Annotated in this window: 11 protein-coding genes; 8 read left to right on the top strand and 3 right to left on the bottom strand. The window is 45.3% G+C overall.

What is annotated here, in order from left to right:
* Window positions 1-467: 467 nt before the first annotated feature.
* From dnaA to ACFI32_RS11195, 5 genes are all read left to right on the top strand, one after another.
* Entirely contained in the window at window positions 468-1,916 is a 1,449-nt protein-coding gene (gene dnaA / locus ACFI32_RS11215) for a chromosomal replication initiator protein DnaA (RefSeq protein WP_462626677.1), read from the top strand.
* A gap of 137 nt (window positions 1,917-2,053) precedes the next feature.
* The gene (gene dnaN / locus ACFI32_RS11210; RefSeq protein ID WP_462626676.1) at window positions 2,054-3,259 is read left to right on the top strand and encodes a DNA polymerase III subunit beta; all 1,206 of its coding nucleotides are present in this window, start codon (window positions 2,054-2,056) and stop codon (window positions 3,257-3,259) included.
* A 151-nt stretch (window positions 3,260-3,410) separates the two neighbouring features.
* Entirely contained in the window at window positions 3,411-4,616 is a 1,206-nt protein-coding gene (gene recF / locus ACFI32_RS11205; protein ID WP_462626675.1) for a DNA replication/repair protein RecF, read from the top strand.
* A gap of 544 nt (window positions 4,617-5,160) precedes the next feature.
* Complete coding sequence (gyrB, locus tag ACFI32_RS11200; RefSeq protein ID WP_462626734.1) at window positions 5,161-7,722, top strand: DNA topoisomerase (ATP-hydrolyzing) subunit B; 2,562 nt, start codon at window positions 5,161-5,163, stop codon at window positions 7,720-7,722.
* A 124-nt stretch (window positions 7,723-7,846) separates the two neighbouring features.
* The gene (locus ACFI32_RS11195; protein WP_462626674.1) at window positions 7,847-8,416 is read left to right on the top strand and encodes a manganese efflux pump MntP; all 570 of its coding nucleotides are present in this window, start codon (window positions 7,847-7,849) and stop codon (window positions 8,414-8,416) included.
* Between the two features lie 161 nt (window positions 8,417-8,577).
* Here ACFI32_RS11195 and rlmF read toward each other — a convergent pair whose 3' ends face one another.
* Together rlmF and ACFI32_RS11185 are read right to left on the bottom strand one after the other, a co-directional pair.
* Window positions 8,578-9,615 carry a 23S rRNA (adenine(1618)-N(6))-methyltransferase RlmF gene (gene rlmF, locus ACFI32_RS11190; protein ID WP_462626673.1) on the bottom strand — a complete coding sequence of 346 codons (1,038 nt, stop codon included), beginning with the start codon at window positions 9,613-9,615 and terminating at the stop codon, window positions 8,578-8,580.
* A gap of 76 nt (window positions 9,616-9,691) precedes the next feature.
* Window positions 9,692-10,351: a LysE family translocator gene (locus ACFI32_RS11185; RefSeq protein ID WP_462626672.1), complete on the bottom strand. Its 660-nt coding sequence runs from the start codon at window positions 10,349-10,351 to the stop codon at window positions 9,692-9,694.
* Between the two features lie 197 nt (window positions 10,352-10,548).
* On the opposite strand from ACFI32_RS11185, the gene ACFI32_RS11180 reads away from it, so the two are divergent.
* A complete protein-coding gene (locus ACFI32_RS11180) occupies window positions 10,549-11,349 on the top strand; it encodes a crotonase/enoyl-CoA hydratase family protein (protein ID WP_462626671.1) in 801 nt (266 codons plus the stop codon).
* Window positions 11,350-11,429: 80 nt separating this feature from the next.
* Window positions 11,430-13,217 carry an NACHT domain-containing protein gene (locus ACFI32_RS11175; RefSeq protein ID WP_462626670.1) on the top strand — a complete coding sequence of 596 codons (1,788 nt, stop codon included), beginning with the start codon at window positions 11,430-11,432 and terminating at the stop codon, window positions 13,215-13,217.
* 212 nt (window positions 13,218-13,429) lie between these two features.
* On the opposite strand, the gene ACFI32_RS11170 is transcribed toward ACFI32_RS11175, so the two are convergent.
* Window positions 13,430-13,921, bottom strand: coding sequence for a cupin domain-containing protein (locus ACFI32_RS11170; protein ID WP_462626669.1), 492 nt, complete (start codon window positions 13,919-13,921; stop codon window positions 13,430-13,432).
* Window positions 13,922-14,104: 183 nt separating this feature from the next.
* Between ACFI32_RS11170 and ACFI32_RS11165 the strand changes: the two genes are divergently transcribed.
* Window positions 14,105-15,265, top strand: a complete 1,161-nt coding sequence (locus ACFI32_RS11165; RefSeq protein ID WP_462626668.1) for a MalY/PatB family protein — start codon at window positions 14,105-14,107, stop codon at window positions 15,263-15,265.
* Window positions 15,266-15,297 lie beyond the last annotated feature (32 nt).

Below are 15,297 nucleotides of genomic sequence, written 5' to 3'. Positions count from 1 at the left end.
GTCAGTAAATGTAAAATAGAGACCAGAGCGTAGTCTTACTGAGCAGTAATTTTCTTAAAAAATAGGTTTTGCTTGATAAGTTATCCACAGAAATTGGTCTGCTCTATAATAATTATTATTAATATATATATAAGTATTGTTGTTATTGGGGAGGGTAAAATCTGGGGTTAAGTCTATTTTTTATATATAAATCAACATTTTGATCTATGGGTAACCCTGTGGATAACCTGTGTATGAAATATGGATAACTCGCAGTTTCTACTTGTCACCAAATCTATCCACAAGGTTATCCCCAAAAAATTAGATGTTATCCACAGCCTATTTGTGTTAAATTAGCGCCCAGCCTGATACAGGCTATTTTGCTAGAGACAACTCAGTAATATTGCATTTTTGGTGAGTAAAAGATCGCTGTAGCGTCTGTATAAGCGAGATATCAATCACTTTAGGTAAAGAGGTTCATACACTCCATGATCGACACGGCAACCATTTGGGATAAATGTCTCAACGACTTGCGTTATCAAGTCAAAGACAACGTCTTCACGATGTGGCTTCGTCCTTTGTCAGCACATCAAGAGGGCAGCACGCTAGTGGTGCGAGCCCCCAATGATTACTTTGTTTCTTATATCAAAAAAAACCATTTGTATGATATTGAGCAGCTGGTAGCAAAACACGGTCAAGGTTCTATTGAAGAGGTATTGGTTCGCGTCGATAACGTGGGTCAACATGCTCCGATCAGCGAGAGTACCTCGGAGCGTTCGGTCTCGTTGTTTGAAGAGAACCCCTCCCCTACCCCGACTGTGCCTACAGTTTCTAATATGCAAGCTATTGATTCTAAGAAGAATATCTCTGATGATTTTTTGCAAGCCTCTCTTGCCGATGCCGCTGATACCAAGTCGCTGAGTTATCTCAATCCTGACTTTACCTTTGAAACGTTTGTCACTGGCAAGTCCAATAATCTAGCCTATAAAGCCTGCTACGAGCTTGGTAAACGCCAGTCAAAAAATCGTCACAACCCGCTGTTTATTTACGGACCTTCAGGTTTGGGCAAAACCCATTTGATGCATTCTGTTGCACATCGTTATTTAAAATCAAATAGAAGTTTTTATTATTTCACTTCTGAAAAATTTATTAATCAATTAGTTTATTCATTAAGAAATAATAAAATAGAAGATTTTAAAAAGAAAATAAAAAAAGTGGATTTATTAATTGTTGATGATATTCATGTATTGGCAGGAAAAACCAAAAGTAGTAATGAATTCTTAACATTGTTTGCAGATTTCACCAGTGGTGATAAACAACTGATTTTAGCCTCTGATCGCCATCCCTCACAAATGACAGAGTTTGATGAACGCTTTAGGTCTCGCTTTTCTTGGGGGTTAACAGTTGCTGTCGACCCTCCTGAGATTGATACGCGAGTGCAAATCTTGCAAAAAAAAGCGGCATGGTATGGTATGGCATTGCCTAAAGACTGTGCGTTGTTTATCGCGCAAAACGTGGTATCTAATGTCAGACGCCTAGAAGGAGCGCTTAATCAAGTATTTGCCAATGCCAATCTAACAGGTGCGCCCATCACCCTTGAGATGGTGCAATACGCTTTAAAAGACATTGTCGCCATGCGCGTGCAGGCGGTAAATATGGATAACATTCGTAAGATAGTCGCTGAATATTATGATGTGACGGTAAAAGATATTATGGGCCGAAAACGAACGCGTAGCATTGCGCGTCCGCGTCAAATAGCCATGGCCTTAGCTCGAGAGCTGACTGGTGATAGTTATCCTGATATTGGTCAATCATTCGGTGGTCGTGATCACACAACAGTGATGCATGCGTGTGATAAAGTGGCACAGCTGCGTGCAGCTGACCCTTCGTTTGACAAAGATTACAAGGCTTTGTCGCTGATGTTACAAGCAGCTTAGCTGATTGTGGTTGTGAGATGTTTAAGCAGTCAAAATGGTTTATAATATGATCCTTTGTGCCGCTGCAAAAAGGGCTTCAGTAAGCTTATTGACAGCCCATATATACCTAAGTGTTATTCAAATAAGAGTAATCCAGTATGCAATTATCGATTAATCGAGAGTCACTACTTAAAGCCATCAATTTGATCGCCAAGGCTGCCGATAAGCGGCACAATATGGTAATTTTGGGTAATATCAAGCTGCAACTGTCTGAGTCAGTATTGGTACTGACAGCGTCAGATTTGGAGGTTGAGCTGACCTCTACCTTACAGCTACCTGCTGGTGCCTGTGTGCAAGCGGGTAGCACTACCCTGCCTGCGATAAAGTTAAAAGATATTTGCAAGTCGCTACCAGCACAAGCTCAAATCACCTTAACAACTCAAGACAATGAGCGCTGCTTGCTCACCAGTGGTAAAAGCCGCTTTACGTTAGGTACGTTACCAAGTCAGGACTATCCAAGTTTAGGCAATCCTGAAAACATCACGGCGCTAAATATCAGTCGTAGCCGTTTGACAGATTTGATTCAAAAAACTCAGTTTGCGATGGCCATTCAAGATGTGCGTTATTATCTGACGGGTATGCTGTTTGATGTGTCGGACCAAAAGTTAACGACGGTTGCGACCGATGGTCACAGGCTTGCTTTGGCGCGTAGTGCTGTGGATATTAATAAAGATCTAAACATGCAAGCAATTTTGCCACGCAAAGCTGTCTTAGAGTTGCAAAGATTGTTAGAAACGATTGAAAAACTGGTTGAAGCTGAGGTAAAGAAAAGAAAACATCAAGGCGTTGTTGATAGTCAGATACATCTAAAATTTGGACGTGAATTCTTGCAAGTTAGCATCGCTTTTGGTGATTTTGATAACAATATTCAATTAGATGATACTTTATTGATAACGCTGACAGCACGCCTTATCGATGGTAAGTTTCCAGACTATCGCCGTGTGATACCAAATAGTAATGACAAGGTGTCTTTACTCAATCAGCAAAAGCTAAGTGATGTTTTGACTCGCGTGATCATTTTGAGCAATGAAAAATCTCGTGGCGTGATTTTTAATTTTGCTAATGATGGTATGGTTGAAATACGTGCCAACAATGCAGAGCAAGACGAAGCGGTAGAGATGTTGCAAGTGAAATATCAAGGTGAGCCTATGGAGCTGTCATTTAACGCCGCTTACTTGCAAGATGTGCTTAGTGTTACCCAAGGTGATATACAGATGCATATGAGCCAATCTAATGCCTCTGTGCTTGTCAATCAGCTGGGGGATGAGCTGCACCAGTACGTTATTATGCCGATGCGCATCTAAGGCTTCTCCCTAATCTAAACGTTTATCACTATTTTTAAAATAGGGACAAGCCCTAATCGCCTCTATTTGCATGCGTGGTAGACAAAAATAGATAACAACGTCTCAGTTATGCTGCGCTGCTTTTTTATCTCTCTTAGATTGTGTGAATATTATGATCGAACGTCTGCAGGTCTCGCATCTACGCAATCTGAGTCATCTTGATCTGCAAACCGCAGCCTGCAATGTATTTATCGGTGCCAATGGTAGTGGTAAAACCTCCTTTCTTGAAGCCATTTTTTTGTTGTCACGTGGCAAAAGCTTTCGCCATCATCAGCCCAAGCGCTATATCCAGCATCATGAGCAAGCGGCTGTTGTTCATGCCCGCTTACATGATGGTAGTACGCTGGCGATTCAAAAGCAGATTGATGCCACCACGGTACTGCGTCTCGACCAATCCACAGTCTATAACCAAAGTATGCTCACCGAGCAGTTGCCAACCTTGCTTATCGATCCGTCATCGATGGACATGCTGGAGCAAGGCAGTGCCAGCCGTCGTCAGCTGTTAGATTGGTTGGTGTTTCACATGAAACAAGGTTTTCATCCGCAGTGGATGGCGTATCAGCGACTTCTCAAGCAGCGCAACAGTTTGTTAAAAAAAACCAAGCAGTTAAGCACTGCTGAGCGCGCCGAGTTAAAGTCATGGGATAGTGGTTTGGCAAATCATGCGGATCTGATCCACCATTACCGCTCGCATTTGTTTGCTGCATGGCAGCCTTATTTTGAGCGCTGTATTGCTGAATTACTGCCTGCCTATGCAGAGCAGATCAGTTTAAGCTACCACGCTGGCTACGATACCAGTATTCCGTTAGATGAGCAGCTTGAGGCGCGTCTGATGCAGGATTTGCAATTGGGTTATACCCGTATCGGCAGTCACCGCGCCGATATTCATGTACATTGGCGTTCAAACGCGGCAAAAAATAACACTGCCTCTAGTGATGCTGATAACGCATCAGCGCACACTCAAGCCGCATCGCTACCTACGCTAAAAGAGCAAGCCGCTAATGTGCTGTCACGCGGCGAAAAAAAGCTTTTGATCACTGCGCTGCGCTTGTCACAGCTGCCACTATTGCTGAATGCGGACGGTGCAGATCAACGGCTGGTCAATACTCGTGCTAATGCCACGCCAGTGGTTTTGCTGGATGACTTGACCGCCGAGCTTGATACCCGAGCGATTGAGATCTTGTTGTCGACACTCGCGCAGCTGCCTTGCCAAATTATGATGACCAGTTTGACCGATGATATTTTGCCATTGATCAAGAAGTATTGGTCAGAGCCTAATGTGTTTCATGTGAAACATGGCGCGATATCTCCTCCCTAATACGCCATCTACGGTTTTTTAGGTTTATCTATCTAGGGCGTGTGCTCAATTTGAACGAAGGTTTCTAAATGGCCTGAAAATGGTTAAATCTCGCTATGATTTGGTACAAATCTACAAGTGCTGCTGGCCTTATCCAGTCGGCTCAGCGGTCACCATAAACTGCCCAGTAAACAGTGACTTAAAGCCAAAAAAATGCTAAAATACAGCTTTGTTTTTGTCCAATTTTCAGCAGATTGTCTGGTTATTTTATCGACTGCGAGCCTATCGTATTTCTATTTTAAGTATTTGAAAATAAAGCGTTTTATTTCTCGCTTTTATTTTATGATGCTTTTAGCAACGATCACAGTAGCAGTATGCGACAAGATGACGGCGACTCGGCCGTATTTTTTGCTGCGTGCGCCGATTAAATAAGCCTATGAGAGGCTTGATAGACAACACTATGATGCTTGCCCACCAGTATAAGTAGGGCGTGCGCGTTTTTGCTGGATGAGGATGGCTTAATTAAGGAATGCACATGAATGAGTCACTACCTACGGATAATGAGATGCTGACCGCCGATAGCATGGCGCAGACCATCGCTCCTGAAGGCGTATTGCCATCTGATTATAGCTCTAAAGACATTCGCGTCCTACGCGGACTCGAAGCGGTGCGGGTACGCCCGGGCATGTATATCGGTGATACCGATGACGGTACAGGCCTGCACCATATGGTGTTTGAGGTGGTGGATAACTCTATCGATGAAGCACTCGCTGGCCACTGTGATCAAATTGACATCATCATCCATGAGGATGAGTCAGTCAGCGTAATGGATAATGGCCGCGGCGTACCCGTTGATATTCATCCTGAAGAGGGCGTATCAGCGGCTCAGGTGATTATGACTGTCTTGCATGCAGGCGGTAAGTTTGATGACAACAGCTATAAAGTCTCAGGCGGTCTACACGGCGTTGGGGTCTCAGTGGTCAATGCCCTATCAAAAAAGCTGGAAATGAACATTTGGCGCGAAGGCTATCACTATCAGCAAACGTATACTGATGGTGTGCCAGATCACGATATTGAACAGCTAGAAGCCACTGAACAGACTGGCACACAAATCCGCTTTTATCCGAGCAGTGATGTGTTCACGGGCACTGTATTTGATTATGATATCTTGGCCAAGCGCCTACGTGAGTTGTCATTTTTGAACTCTGGTGTGCGTATTGTGCTAACCGATGAGCGCATTGATAAGCGCCATGAGTTTGAGCACAAAGGTGGTCTATCGGAATTTGTCAGCTACATCAATGCAGGCAAAGACAGTATCAATGAGGTGTTTCACTTTACCAGTAGCCAAGAAGACGGCATCGGGGTCGAAGTGGCCCTACAGTGGTCAGACACTTATAACGAAAAAGTCTACTGCTTTACCAACAATATCCCTCAGCGTGATGGCGGTACGCATTTATCAGGCTTTCGTTCAGCACTTACCCGCTGCTTGAACAGCTATATGGATCGTGAAAACTTATTTAAAAAAGAGAAAGTCGCGGTCAGTGGTGATGACGCGCGTGAAGGCCTCACCGCCATTGTTTCGGTCAAAGTGCCTGATCCTAAGTTCTCAAGCCAAACCAAAGACAAGCTGGTCTCAAGCGAGGTCAAGTCGGCGGTTGAGTCGGCGATGCATGATAAATTTAATGACTTTTTGCTTGAGAATCCTAGCGCCAGTAAATCCATCGCAGGCAAAATCATCGATGCCGCACGCGCCCGTGATGCGGCCCGTAAGGCGCGTGAGATGACCCGCCGTAAGACCACGCTGGACATCGCAGGCTTGCCGGGTAAATTGGCCGATTGCCAAGAAAAAGACCCCGCACTCTCTGAGCTGTATATCGTGGAGGGTGACTCAGCAGGCGGCTCAGCCAAACAAGGCCGTAGCCGTAAAACGCAGGCCATCTTGCCACTAAAAGGTAAAATCCTAAACGTTGAGCGTGCGCGCTTTGACAAGATGTTGTCTTCAGCAGAAGTGGGTACGCTCATCACCGCACTTGGCTGCGGTATTGGCCCTGATGAGTACAACCCTGATAAGGTGCGTTATCACAAAATCATCATCATGACCGATGCCGATGTGGATGGCTCGCACATTCGCACCTTGCTGCTGACCTTTTTCTTCCGTCAAACGCCTGAGTTGATCGAGCGTGGCTATGTGTATATTGCCCAGCCGCCGCTATACAAGGTCAAAAAAGGTCGCCAAGAGCTCTATCTAAAAGACGATGAGGCGCTAAAAGCGTATCTGTTGTCATCGACCATTGACAACACGCAGCTGCATGTCAGCGAAGATGCGCCTGCCATTACAGGTCAAGCGCTCGAAGCCTTACTCAATGACTATAACCAAACCCAGCTGATCAAAGCGCGTTTGCAGATTCGCTATCCTGCCGTGATGCTGGATGCGTTGACGCACACGCCAAAGCTGTCAACGGACATGACGTATGACGCGGATGCGATGCAGGCATGGAAAGAGACGCTACAAACCCAGCTGACCCATTTTGCCCCTGAACTGCGTCCTGAGATTGAGCTGGTTAACATCCATGCCCCGCAAAACGAAAATATGGATGCAGCGGCGCAAGACCTTTTGGGCATGCCCCCGCAGGTAGAGGCCGCGCCAAGCAGTGAGCTGCTCTCAAGCAAAGCGCAGTGGCTGCCGCGTGTGACCATTTATGTGCATCAATTGGCGCATCATTACTTGCTGGATGCCAGCTTTATCAACTCAGGAGAATACGCGCGTCTGCTGCGTCTGTCTGCTGAGTGGAACAGCCTGCTCACGGACAGCGCCTTTATCCGCCGTGAGAGCAGCAGTGGCAGCAAAGACATGCCAATACGTGACTTTGATTATCTGTGGCAACAGATGATGCTTGATGCGCGCCGTGGTCTGGCCATTCAGCGTTACAAAGGTCTGGGTGAGATGAATGCCGACCAGCTGTGGGATACGACCATGGATCCTGAAAATCGCCGTATGCTGCGCGTCACTATCGAAGATGCCATCGCCGCTGATCATCTGTTTACCTGCCTCATGGGTGACCATGTGGAGCCGCGCCGCGCCTTTATTGAAGAAAACGCCCTGACAGTATCGAACCTAGACATCTAGTTGGTGACTGCTGCATCAGTGTTAAAAATACCGCATCTATCACTGAGGCGGTATTTTTTTGTTTCACGTGAAACTTGTATGTCCAGATTGCTATTGATAAGCAGTCATAATTTGTGGAAATCAAATGATCGAAGTCATATTATTAGCGATTGCGCTCGCGATGGATGCGTTTGCGGTATCCATCGGCCTTGGCGCAAAGTCGCAAAGACACAGCCAGCAATATGTACGCCGTTTGGCTATTTATGCCGCGTTATACTTTGGGGTTGCGCAGGGCGTGATGCCACTCATCGGGTACTTGTTGGGAGCGGCGCTTCTAGGCTGGTTGGCAGCGGCGGCGCCGTGGATCGGCGGTACTATCTTGATCGCGCTGGGCGGCAAGATGTTGTACGAAGTGTTCAGCGGCGATGATGACGAGGATGACATTGAGGTAGGTGGTAGTGTCATTAATCACCGCACCATGTTTACCCTCGCCATTGCCACCAGTATCGATGCCATGGCAGCAGGATTTACGCTCAATTTATTGGCGTTAAATGCGTGGCTTGCCTGTTTGATTATCGGGGTCGTAACCGCGGTATTTGGTTGGCTTGGGGTGTATCTGGGCCGCCGTTCTGGCACGTTTCTGGAGGATAAGGTTGAGGCATTGGGCGGCGTGGTGCTGATTGCGATTGGTATAAAAGTGATGTTCTTTGGCTAGGGCGTGTCCCTCATTCAAACGTTTATCACCATTTTTAAAATAGGGACACCGCCTTAATCATTTCTTTTGCTTCAAGCTATTTTCTAATAAAAAGCACCGCTTCGATGGTCAAAGCGGTGCTTTTTTGTTTCACGTGAAACAAAATTCAGAGTATATAAAAATTATGCTTCGTCGGTATCAAAGCGCCACGCCAGCACGCGGGTGCTTTTTTGCCCTTGGCTCATCTCAATGATACGCATTTGTGCGACATTGAGCTGCTTTAAGAGCAGCTGCAAAGGTTTCACGTTTTCAGACTTTGACACCAACGTCGTGAACCAGCCGACATGCTCTGCAAATTGTTGGCTTTCTTTTGCCATCTTGGTAAGGAATGCAATCTCGCCGCCTTCGCTCCATAGCTCCTTGTGCTGACCACCGAAGTTTAGGTTTTGCGCCGCATTGCCCGACTTGGTTGAATGACGGCTGATTTGCTCGCTTTCGTTTTTACCGCGATGACGTTGTAGGTTGTGCTGTTTGCGGCTGTTGGCTTCCATCGCCTCTTCTAATGACGCGTGAAACGGCGGGTTACACACCACCACATCGAAGTAATCTTGACGACCGATGATATTTTTAAAGATGAACTTAGGCTCAGGTTGCAGCTTAACTTTGACCGCACTTTTTAGCTTGGGATTGGCATCACAAATAAGGGCAGCCGTATTGACTGAAATCGGATCAATATCGCTCGCGGTAAAGCGCCAGCCGTAGCTTTGACTGCCGACGATCGGATAGATGGCACTGGCACCTGTACCGATATCAAGGGCGTGAATCTCTTTACCCGTCGGCGGTGTGTTGTCGGCATTGACATGCGTGGTCTGCGCCAGTAAGTCCGCAATATAGTGAATATAATCGGCACGTCCAGGAATCGGCGGACACAGATAACCATCAGGAATATCCCAAAATTTAACGCCGTAATAGTGTGCCAGCAGTGCTTTATTGAGCACACGAACCGCTTGATGATCCGAAAAATTAATCGTCGGCTCGCCTTTTGGGTTGGTGATGGTGTGCTCAGCCAGCTCGGGCAAGGCGCGGGTCAATACGGCAAAGTCGTAACGACCTTGGTGCGGATTGCGCGGATGCAGCTTACCGAGTTTTTTGGCAGTCGCAGGCGATCGGTTTCTGTGTTTGCTGTTGGCAGGATTACGGGTCATGGGCTTGCTGGTCATAATATTAGGCTACGATATATGGTTATAAGTCAGCAGTGTAGCAGATTTCAATGCTGACAAATGAGTTATCGATACCCTATCGATGGCGCAAGATCAGGTTGAGTCCCAATACAATCATCGCCGACCCCAGCACGCGGTCGATCCAATGCTCAAAACGCTGAAAGCGGCGGTGAATCGCAGGGATAGAGAGCAGCATCACCACCGTGCTAAACCACGCCATCTGTAGCACCATCATCCAGACACCGTAGATGGCCAATTGCCAAAGCGGTATGTCTGGCGACAGGACGAGGGTAAAAATCGCCACAAAATACACAGGCGCTTTTGGGTTAAAGACATTACAGAAAAACCCACGGCGCAAGGTGGCTGATGTGGTGGCGGCTGAGCTGGTATTTCTAGCGGACGTATCCACGGGCGCACGCTCTTGCGTTGCTACTTCTGCTGGCTGTTTGGGTTTGGCCTGAATGCCTTGCCATCCCAGATAGATCAAATAACCGCCGCCCAGCCATTTGATCGCGGTCAATAGCGGCTGCGAGTGGGCAATCACTGTCGCCAGCCCCAACACCGAATAGATGATATGCACCGACAGCCCTAACGTAATCCCCAAACTACAAATCAACCCAGTACGGCGACCCTTAGCTAAGGTCTGCTGTGAAACCAAGACAAAATCCGGCCCTGGTGAGGCCGCCGCTAGCAAATGAACGCTGGTGATCAACAAAAACCCGTGCCAAAACTCCATAAAACCCTCTATACCTTGATACGTCACCCAGTCCGAATCATAGTTGCACTTATCGCAAATGAGGTCAACTTTTATCGGTGTGCGATTTATTCGCGTCAGTTCTCTTACTTGTGTTATCGCGTAAGGATGTCTATATTAAAAAAGTGCACTAATGACTACACTTATAACAATAATCTGAATTTTACAAGGACAGTACCATGACGACGGACAGTGACCACCAAGACAAGCGCATCACGTATGACACGGACGGCACTATCTGCCTGATCGGGCTCAACCGCGCCAACAAACGCAATGCCTTTGACAGTCATATGATCACCCAATTATCTGATGCGTTGACTCAATATGAAGACGATGAGCATTTACGCTGCGCGCTTATCTTTGCGCATGGCGATCATTTCACCGCTGGGCTTGATCTGGTCGAGCTGCAAGACAAGCTGGGTGATGGTGTATTTGAGTTTGATGACAACCACATTGACCCGTGGGGCATTAGCGGACGCCTGCGTACCAAAGCTGTGGTGGTGGCGGTCAAAGGCACATGCTTTACCGTGGCTATCGAGCTGATGCTCAACTGTGACGTGGTCATCGCCAGTGACAACTGCAACTTTGCGCAAATGGAAGTCCAGCGCGGCATCATGCCATTTGGCGGGGCGACGGTACGGTTTGTCGCGGCGGCAGGCTGGCAAAAAGCCATGCCGTATCTGCTTACGGGTAAAGCGTTCGATGCGCAGACGGCTGATCGACTGAACTTGGTCAGTGAGGTGGTGGCAAATGGCACTGAATATGAGCGTGCATTGACGCTGGCACAAGAAATCTGTCAAGCCGCGCCGCTGGGCGTCAGAGGCGCGCTATCTTCCGCGCAAGATGCCAGCCGCAATGGGGCAGCGACGGCACTGGCTAATATCCATAGTTATCTGCCGCCACTGTTTCATTCAGAAGATGCGAAAGAGGGTGTGATGGCGATGGTTGAGAGAAGGGAGGCTGAGTTTAAAGGGCGTTAAGTATAGGTTTTCTAATATTAAGCCCTAATATTAACAAACAGATTTCGGTAGATAATTAGAGTTGGAATAGGTAGGTTGATATGGGTATTGAAACTACAGGAAGTGTCAAAGAAATTAGAGATGTCTTTGTAGAGGTTAGTCAGTTTGTTACTAATTTTATTGGTAAGGATTATCAAAAGTTCGCTACCAAATACAACTTTGCGTTGAGTGACTACTTAGAAGCTAAGCGAAGCAGCCTTTCTAAAGTCAAAATGGCTTTTTTTTCCTCACAAGTAGTTGAACTTGATGAAATTTATGTCGCGCAGTTTATTCGTTTAGGAGGTAAACTCTGCTCACAGGAAACTTTTTTTAATTCACTCTTACAAAATAAAAAAATGGTAGTTAGTGCCACAGCAGGCTCAGGAAAATCCTGTCTTCTGAAGAGTATGTTTATAAGTGTAATAAGAGATAAGAGTAATCTACTGCCTTTATTCCTAGAACTTAGAAAAGTGAATGAGACTAACGACTCTATTTTCGAAACGCTCAGGACAGATATAGCAATATATAACGAAAAATTTAATAAAGATAATTTGAACTATTTACTTGATAGAGAAAGGACAATAGTATTTTTAGATGGTTTTGATGAAGTGAACCATGATTTAAAGGATAGGTTCACGAAAGAAATTAATAACTTAGCAGATAAGTATCCAAATCTTATCATCCTAGTTTCATCAAGACCAGAATACAATCTATTCTCTGATTGGTCGCTATATAACGTCGCTCATATTCAGCCTCTAATCTTGCCTCAAGCCATAGAGGTAATAAGAAAGCTAGTTTACGATGAAGATGTAAAAGCAAGATTCATCTTAGCGTTACAAAATAGTCTTTTTCATAAGCAGGAAGGATTTTCTAGTAACCCGCTCTTGCTCACAATTATGCTTGTAACTTATGAGCAATTTGGAAGTATTCCTGATAGGGCTTATATATTTTATGACTTAGCCTATCAGGCATTATTCAATAAACATGATGTATCTAAGCAAGGATTTTTAAGAAAAAGCTTAACAAACTTAGATATGTATGAGTTAAGGAATATTTTCGCTTTATTTAGTCTATTTACTTATAGCAAACAGATGTTTGAAGTGACAGAAAATGAAATTAATACACTATTAGGAAAATGCCTAATACATCTAAAATCTGAAGTAAGTTACAAAGATTTGAAATTAGAGTTGCTGAATAATGTGCCTCTTCTAATGCGAGATGGCTTAAATTATTGCTTTACTCATCGCTCATTTCAAGAATATTTTACCGCATATTACATAGTGCATCATGCAGTTAAACAACAGGTTTTTGAACGTGTGTGCGGACGATATTATTCAGATAATGTTGTTGATATGGCATTTTCTATGAACAAAGAAATAATAGAAGACAATTGGATACTTCCAAAGATTAATAAAATTCTAGAGTCAAAACCGCTAGATATTGCAAATATACATAATAAAATAACCCTAATTTCAGTGTTCTTCAGTCAAGTTGAAGAGGTAAAAGATAGAGGGAAAAAGGAAATAGGGTTCACACACAATGAAAACTCTCATTTCCTATACTATCTAATCAAAAAATACGATTGTTACAGTCAAATTATTTATTTGAATAACAAACATCATTCTCATGATTTTACTTATGAAGAAACAGATTTTTTTGAATTAGTCTTAAACGATAAGCAAGCTATAATGCTTGAAGAGTTGGACGATTTTGAGAAAAGTCTAGTTTGTCGTATGGGTGGTTCGCGTTATGGAGAATGGAGCTTTGAGTTAATTGAACATATTAAAAAACTAATTTTAACTAATAGAAACGATGCTTTGAATGACGTGGAAAACTTTATTTTTGATTAAGTACAATCTTACTTTTTCTATAAAGGTTGCTACGAAGTCGCGTTTTAGCCCTGACAGTATCGGCTATCCTGCTTGGATAGGCGTGTTGCGAAGGCTAGGTTTTGGGGCAGTATCGTGACCAAACAGGAATGACCCAAACCGTAGCCTCGCCACGCCTAGATAAGCAGATAATAGCGGATGGCAGGATTGGCTACTTTCTGCCATTACATAGTTTATACCTCACCCAAATCTTCCAAATCCACATACTCTTTTTTGCCATGGATCTTATACATCTTACGGTCGATCTCTGGATACAGGGTAATATCAATATCAGGTCGGCTGCCACCCATCAAATAAGTCGCGTACGCATCACTATCATTGCGCATCGAGTGCGCCACGCCATGCGCAGGGAACGCCGCAAAGTCGCCAGCCTTTAGCACATACTGCTCATCGCCATAGCGCAGTGACAACTCACCCGACAGCATATAAATGAACTCATCAGACTCCTCATGATAGTGATGGGTCGTTGTCTCATTGCCTGCTGCCACCCGCACCAGATGCAAGCCAACCTTGGTCAGACCCGCGATGTCACTGAGCGACACCGTATGGCGAATAGCGTGCTCATTGAACTGATGCACATGGCGGGTCTCAGGTGTGTTATCGATAGCGGATTTGGTCAAGACGTATGTTCGTGTGCCTTTACGCGGCTTTTGTTCTGTCGTCATCATCGATCTCCTTGATTGATGTCTTGAGTGTATACCACTATCAGCCAATAGTATCAGGTTTTAAAAGGGACGAAATAGGTGTGATTTTGATAATCATATAGCGACTTTATATATCCTGTATAAAGCGATTGTTGATGACGCCATTCCTGTTGTACCCTGAACCATTATTTTAAATGAAGGGGGGTGCGGGTGATCTATAACTTTGATGAAGTCATCGACCGACGCAGTACAGGGTCGCTCAAGTGGCATTATGACGATGACACGATCCCGCTGTGGGTGGCAGATATGGACTTTAAGGCCGCGCCGCCAATTTTAAATGCAATTGAGCAAGCTTTGCAGCACGGCATACTGGGCTATACCAAGCCCACCGCGGCGCTGTATGAGGCGATTATTAACTGGCATGGCAGTCGCTATGATTTGGCGCTGAATCAAAATAATATCTTGTTTTCACCAGGGGTGGTGCCAAGCCTAGCTTTAATGATGAACGTCTTTACCGAAGTCGGGGGCGCGGTACTGGTCAATGATCCGATTTATAAGCCATTTATGAGTAAGGTCGCGCAAAACGGACGAACGCTGGTGACCTCAAACCTTAAAGAGAGCGAGGGCAAATATCATCTGGATTTGGCTGATATGGAAGCTAAGATTATCCAGCACGATGTGAAGCTGTATTTGCTCTGCAATCCGCACAATCCGGGCGGGCGCGTATGGACGCGGGATGAGCTAGCAGCCGTATTTGCTATTTGCAAAAAGCATGATGTGGCAATAGTCAGTGATGAGATTCATCAGGATTTGACCTTGCGCGGTCACACGTTCACGCCGTTTTTAACAGTGGCACAAGGCTATGAGCACAAGGTGGTCAGCCTGACATCGATGACCAAAACCTTTAATATCGCGGGTATCAAAGGCTCGATGATTTTTGCTAAAGATAAGGGTTTAATCGAAAAAATCAGTCAACAGCAGCAGTTAAATGATGAGTATGAGCTCAATTTATTTGCGTATGCAGCGATGCAGAGCGCGTATAACGAGGGCGGCGAGTGGCTCACGCACGCCTTGGCCTATATCGAGGACAATATTGCATTTACGCTAGACTTTTTAGCAACGCATTTGCCCAGTATCAAAGTCATGCGCCCTGAAGCGTCGTATCTGATTTGGATCGATTGCTCAGCGTATAGCCAAGATGATCAGCAGCTGTATGATGTGCTGCGTGCGGCAAAAGTGGAGCTAAACGCGGGGATAAAATATGGCGAGGAAGGGCACTTAAAAATGCGCCTAAATGTGGCCTGTCCTAGATCCGTATTGACGGAGGGGCTGCACCGTATTCATCATGCTTTTAGCACATTATAAAAGTGGTCATCGATATAAAAAACCCCGCGATG

This window comes from Psychrobacter sp. PSi21, from assembly GCF_054960615.1.
Note: the sequence above shows the minus strand (reverse complement) of the source record. Positions and strands in the feature narration are given on the sequence as shown.

Bases quoted from the DNA above. Each gene is read 5' to 3' on its own strand.
- dnaA (WP_462626677.1), top strand. From the start codon at position 468: ATGATCGACACGGCAACCATTTGGGATAAATGTCTCAACGACTTGCGT.
- dnaN (WP_462626676.1), top strand. From the start codon at position 2,054: ATGCAATTATCGATTAATCGAGAGTCACTACTTAAAGCCATCAATTTG.
- recF (WP_462626675.1), top strand. From the start codon at position 3,411: ATGATCGAACGTCTGCAGGTCTCGCATCTACGCAATCTGAGTCATCTT.
- gyrB (WP_462626734.1), top strand. From the start codon at position 5,161: ATGCTGACCGCCGATAGCATGGCGCAGACCATCGCTCCTGAAGGCGTA.
- ACFI32_RS11195 (WP_462626674.1), top strand. From the start codon at position 7,847: ATGATCGAAGTCATATTATTAGCGATTGCGCTCGCGATGGATGCGTTT.
- rlmF (WP_462626673.1), bottom strand. From the start codon at position 9,615: ATGACCAGCAAGCCCATGACCCGTAATCCTGCCAACAGCAAACACAGA.
- ACFI32_RS11185 (WP_462626672.1), bottom strand. From the start codon at position 10,351: ATGGAGTTTTGGCACGGGTTTTTGTTGATCACCAGCGTTCATTTGCTA.
- ACFI32_RS11180 (WP_462626671.1), top strand. From the start codon at position 10,549: ATGACGACGGACAGTGACCACCAAGACAAGCGCATCACGTATGACACG.
- ACFI32_RS11175 (WP_462626670.1), top strand. From the start codon at position 11,430: ATGGGTATTGAAACTACAGGAAGTGTCAAAGAAATTAGAGATGTCTTT.
- ACFI32_RS11170 (WP_462626669.1), bottom strand. From the start codon at position 13,921: ATGACGACAGAACAAAAGCCGCGTAAAGGCACACGAACATACGTCTTG.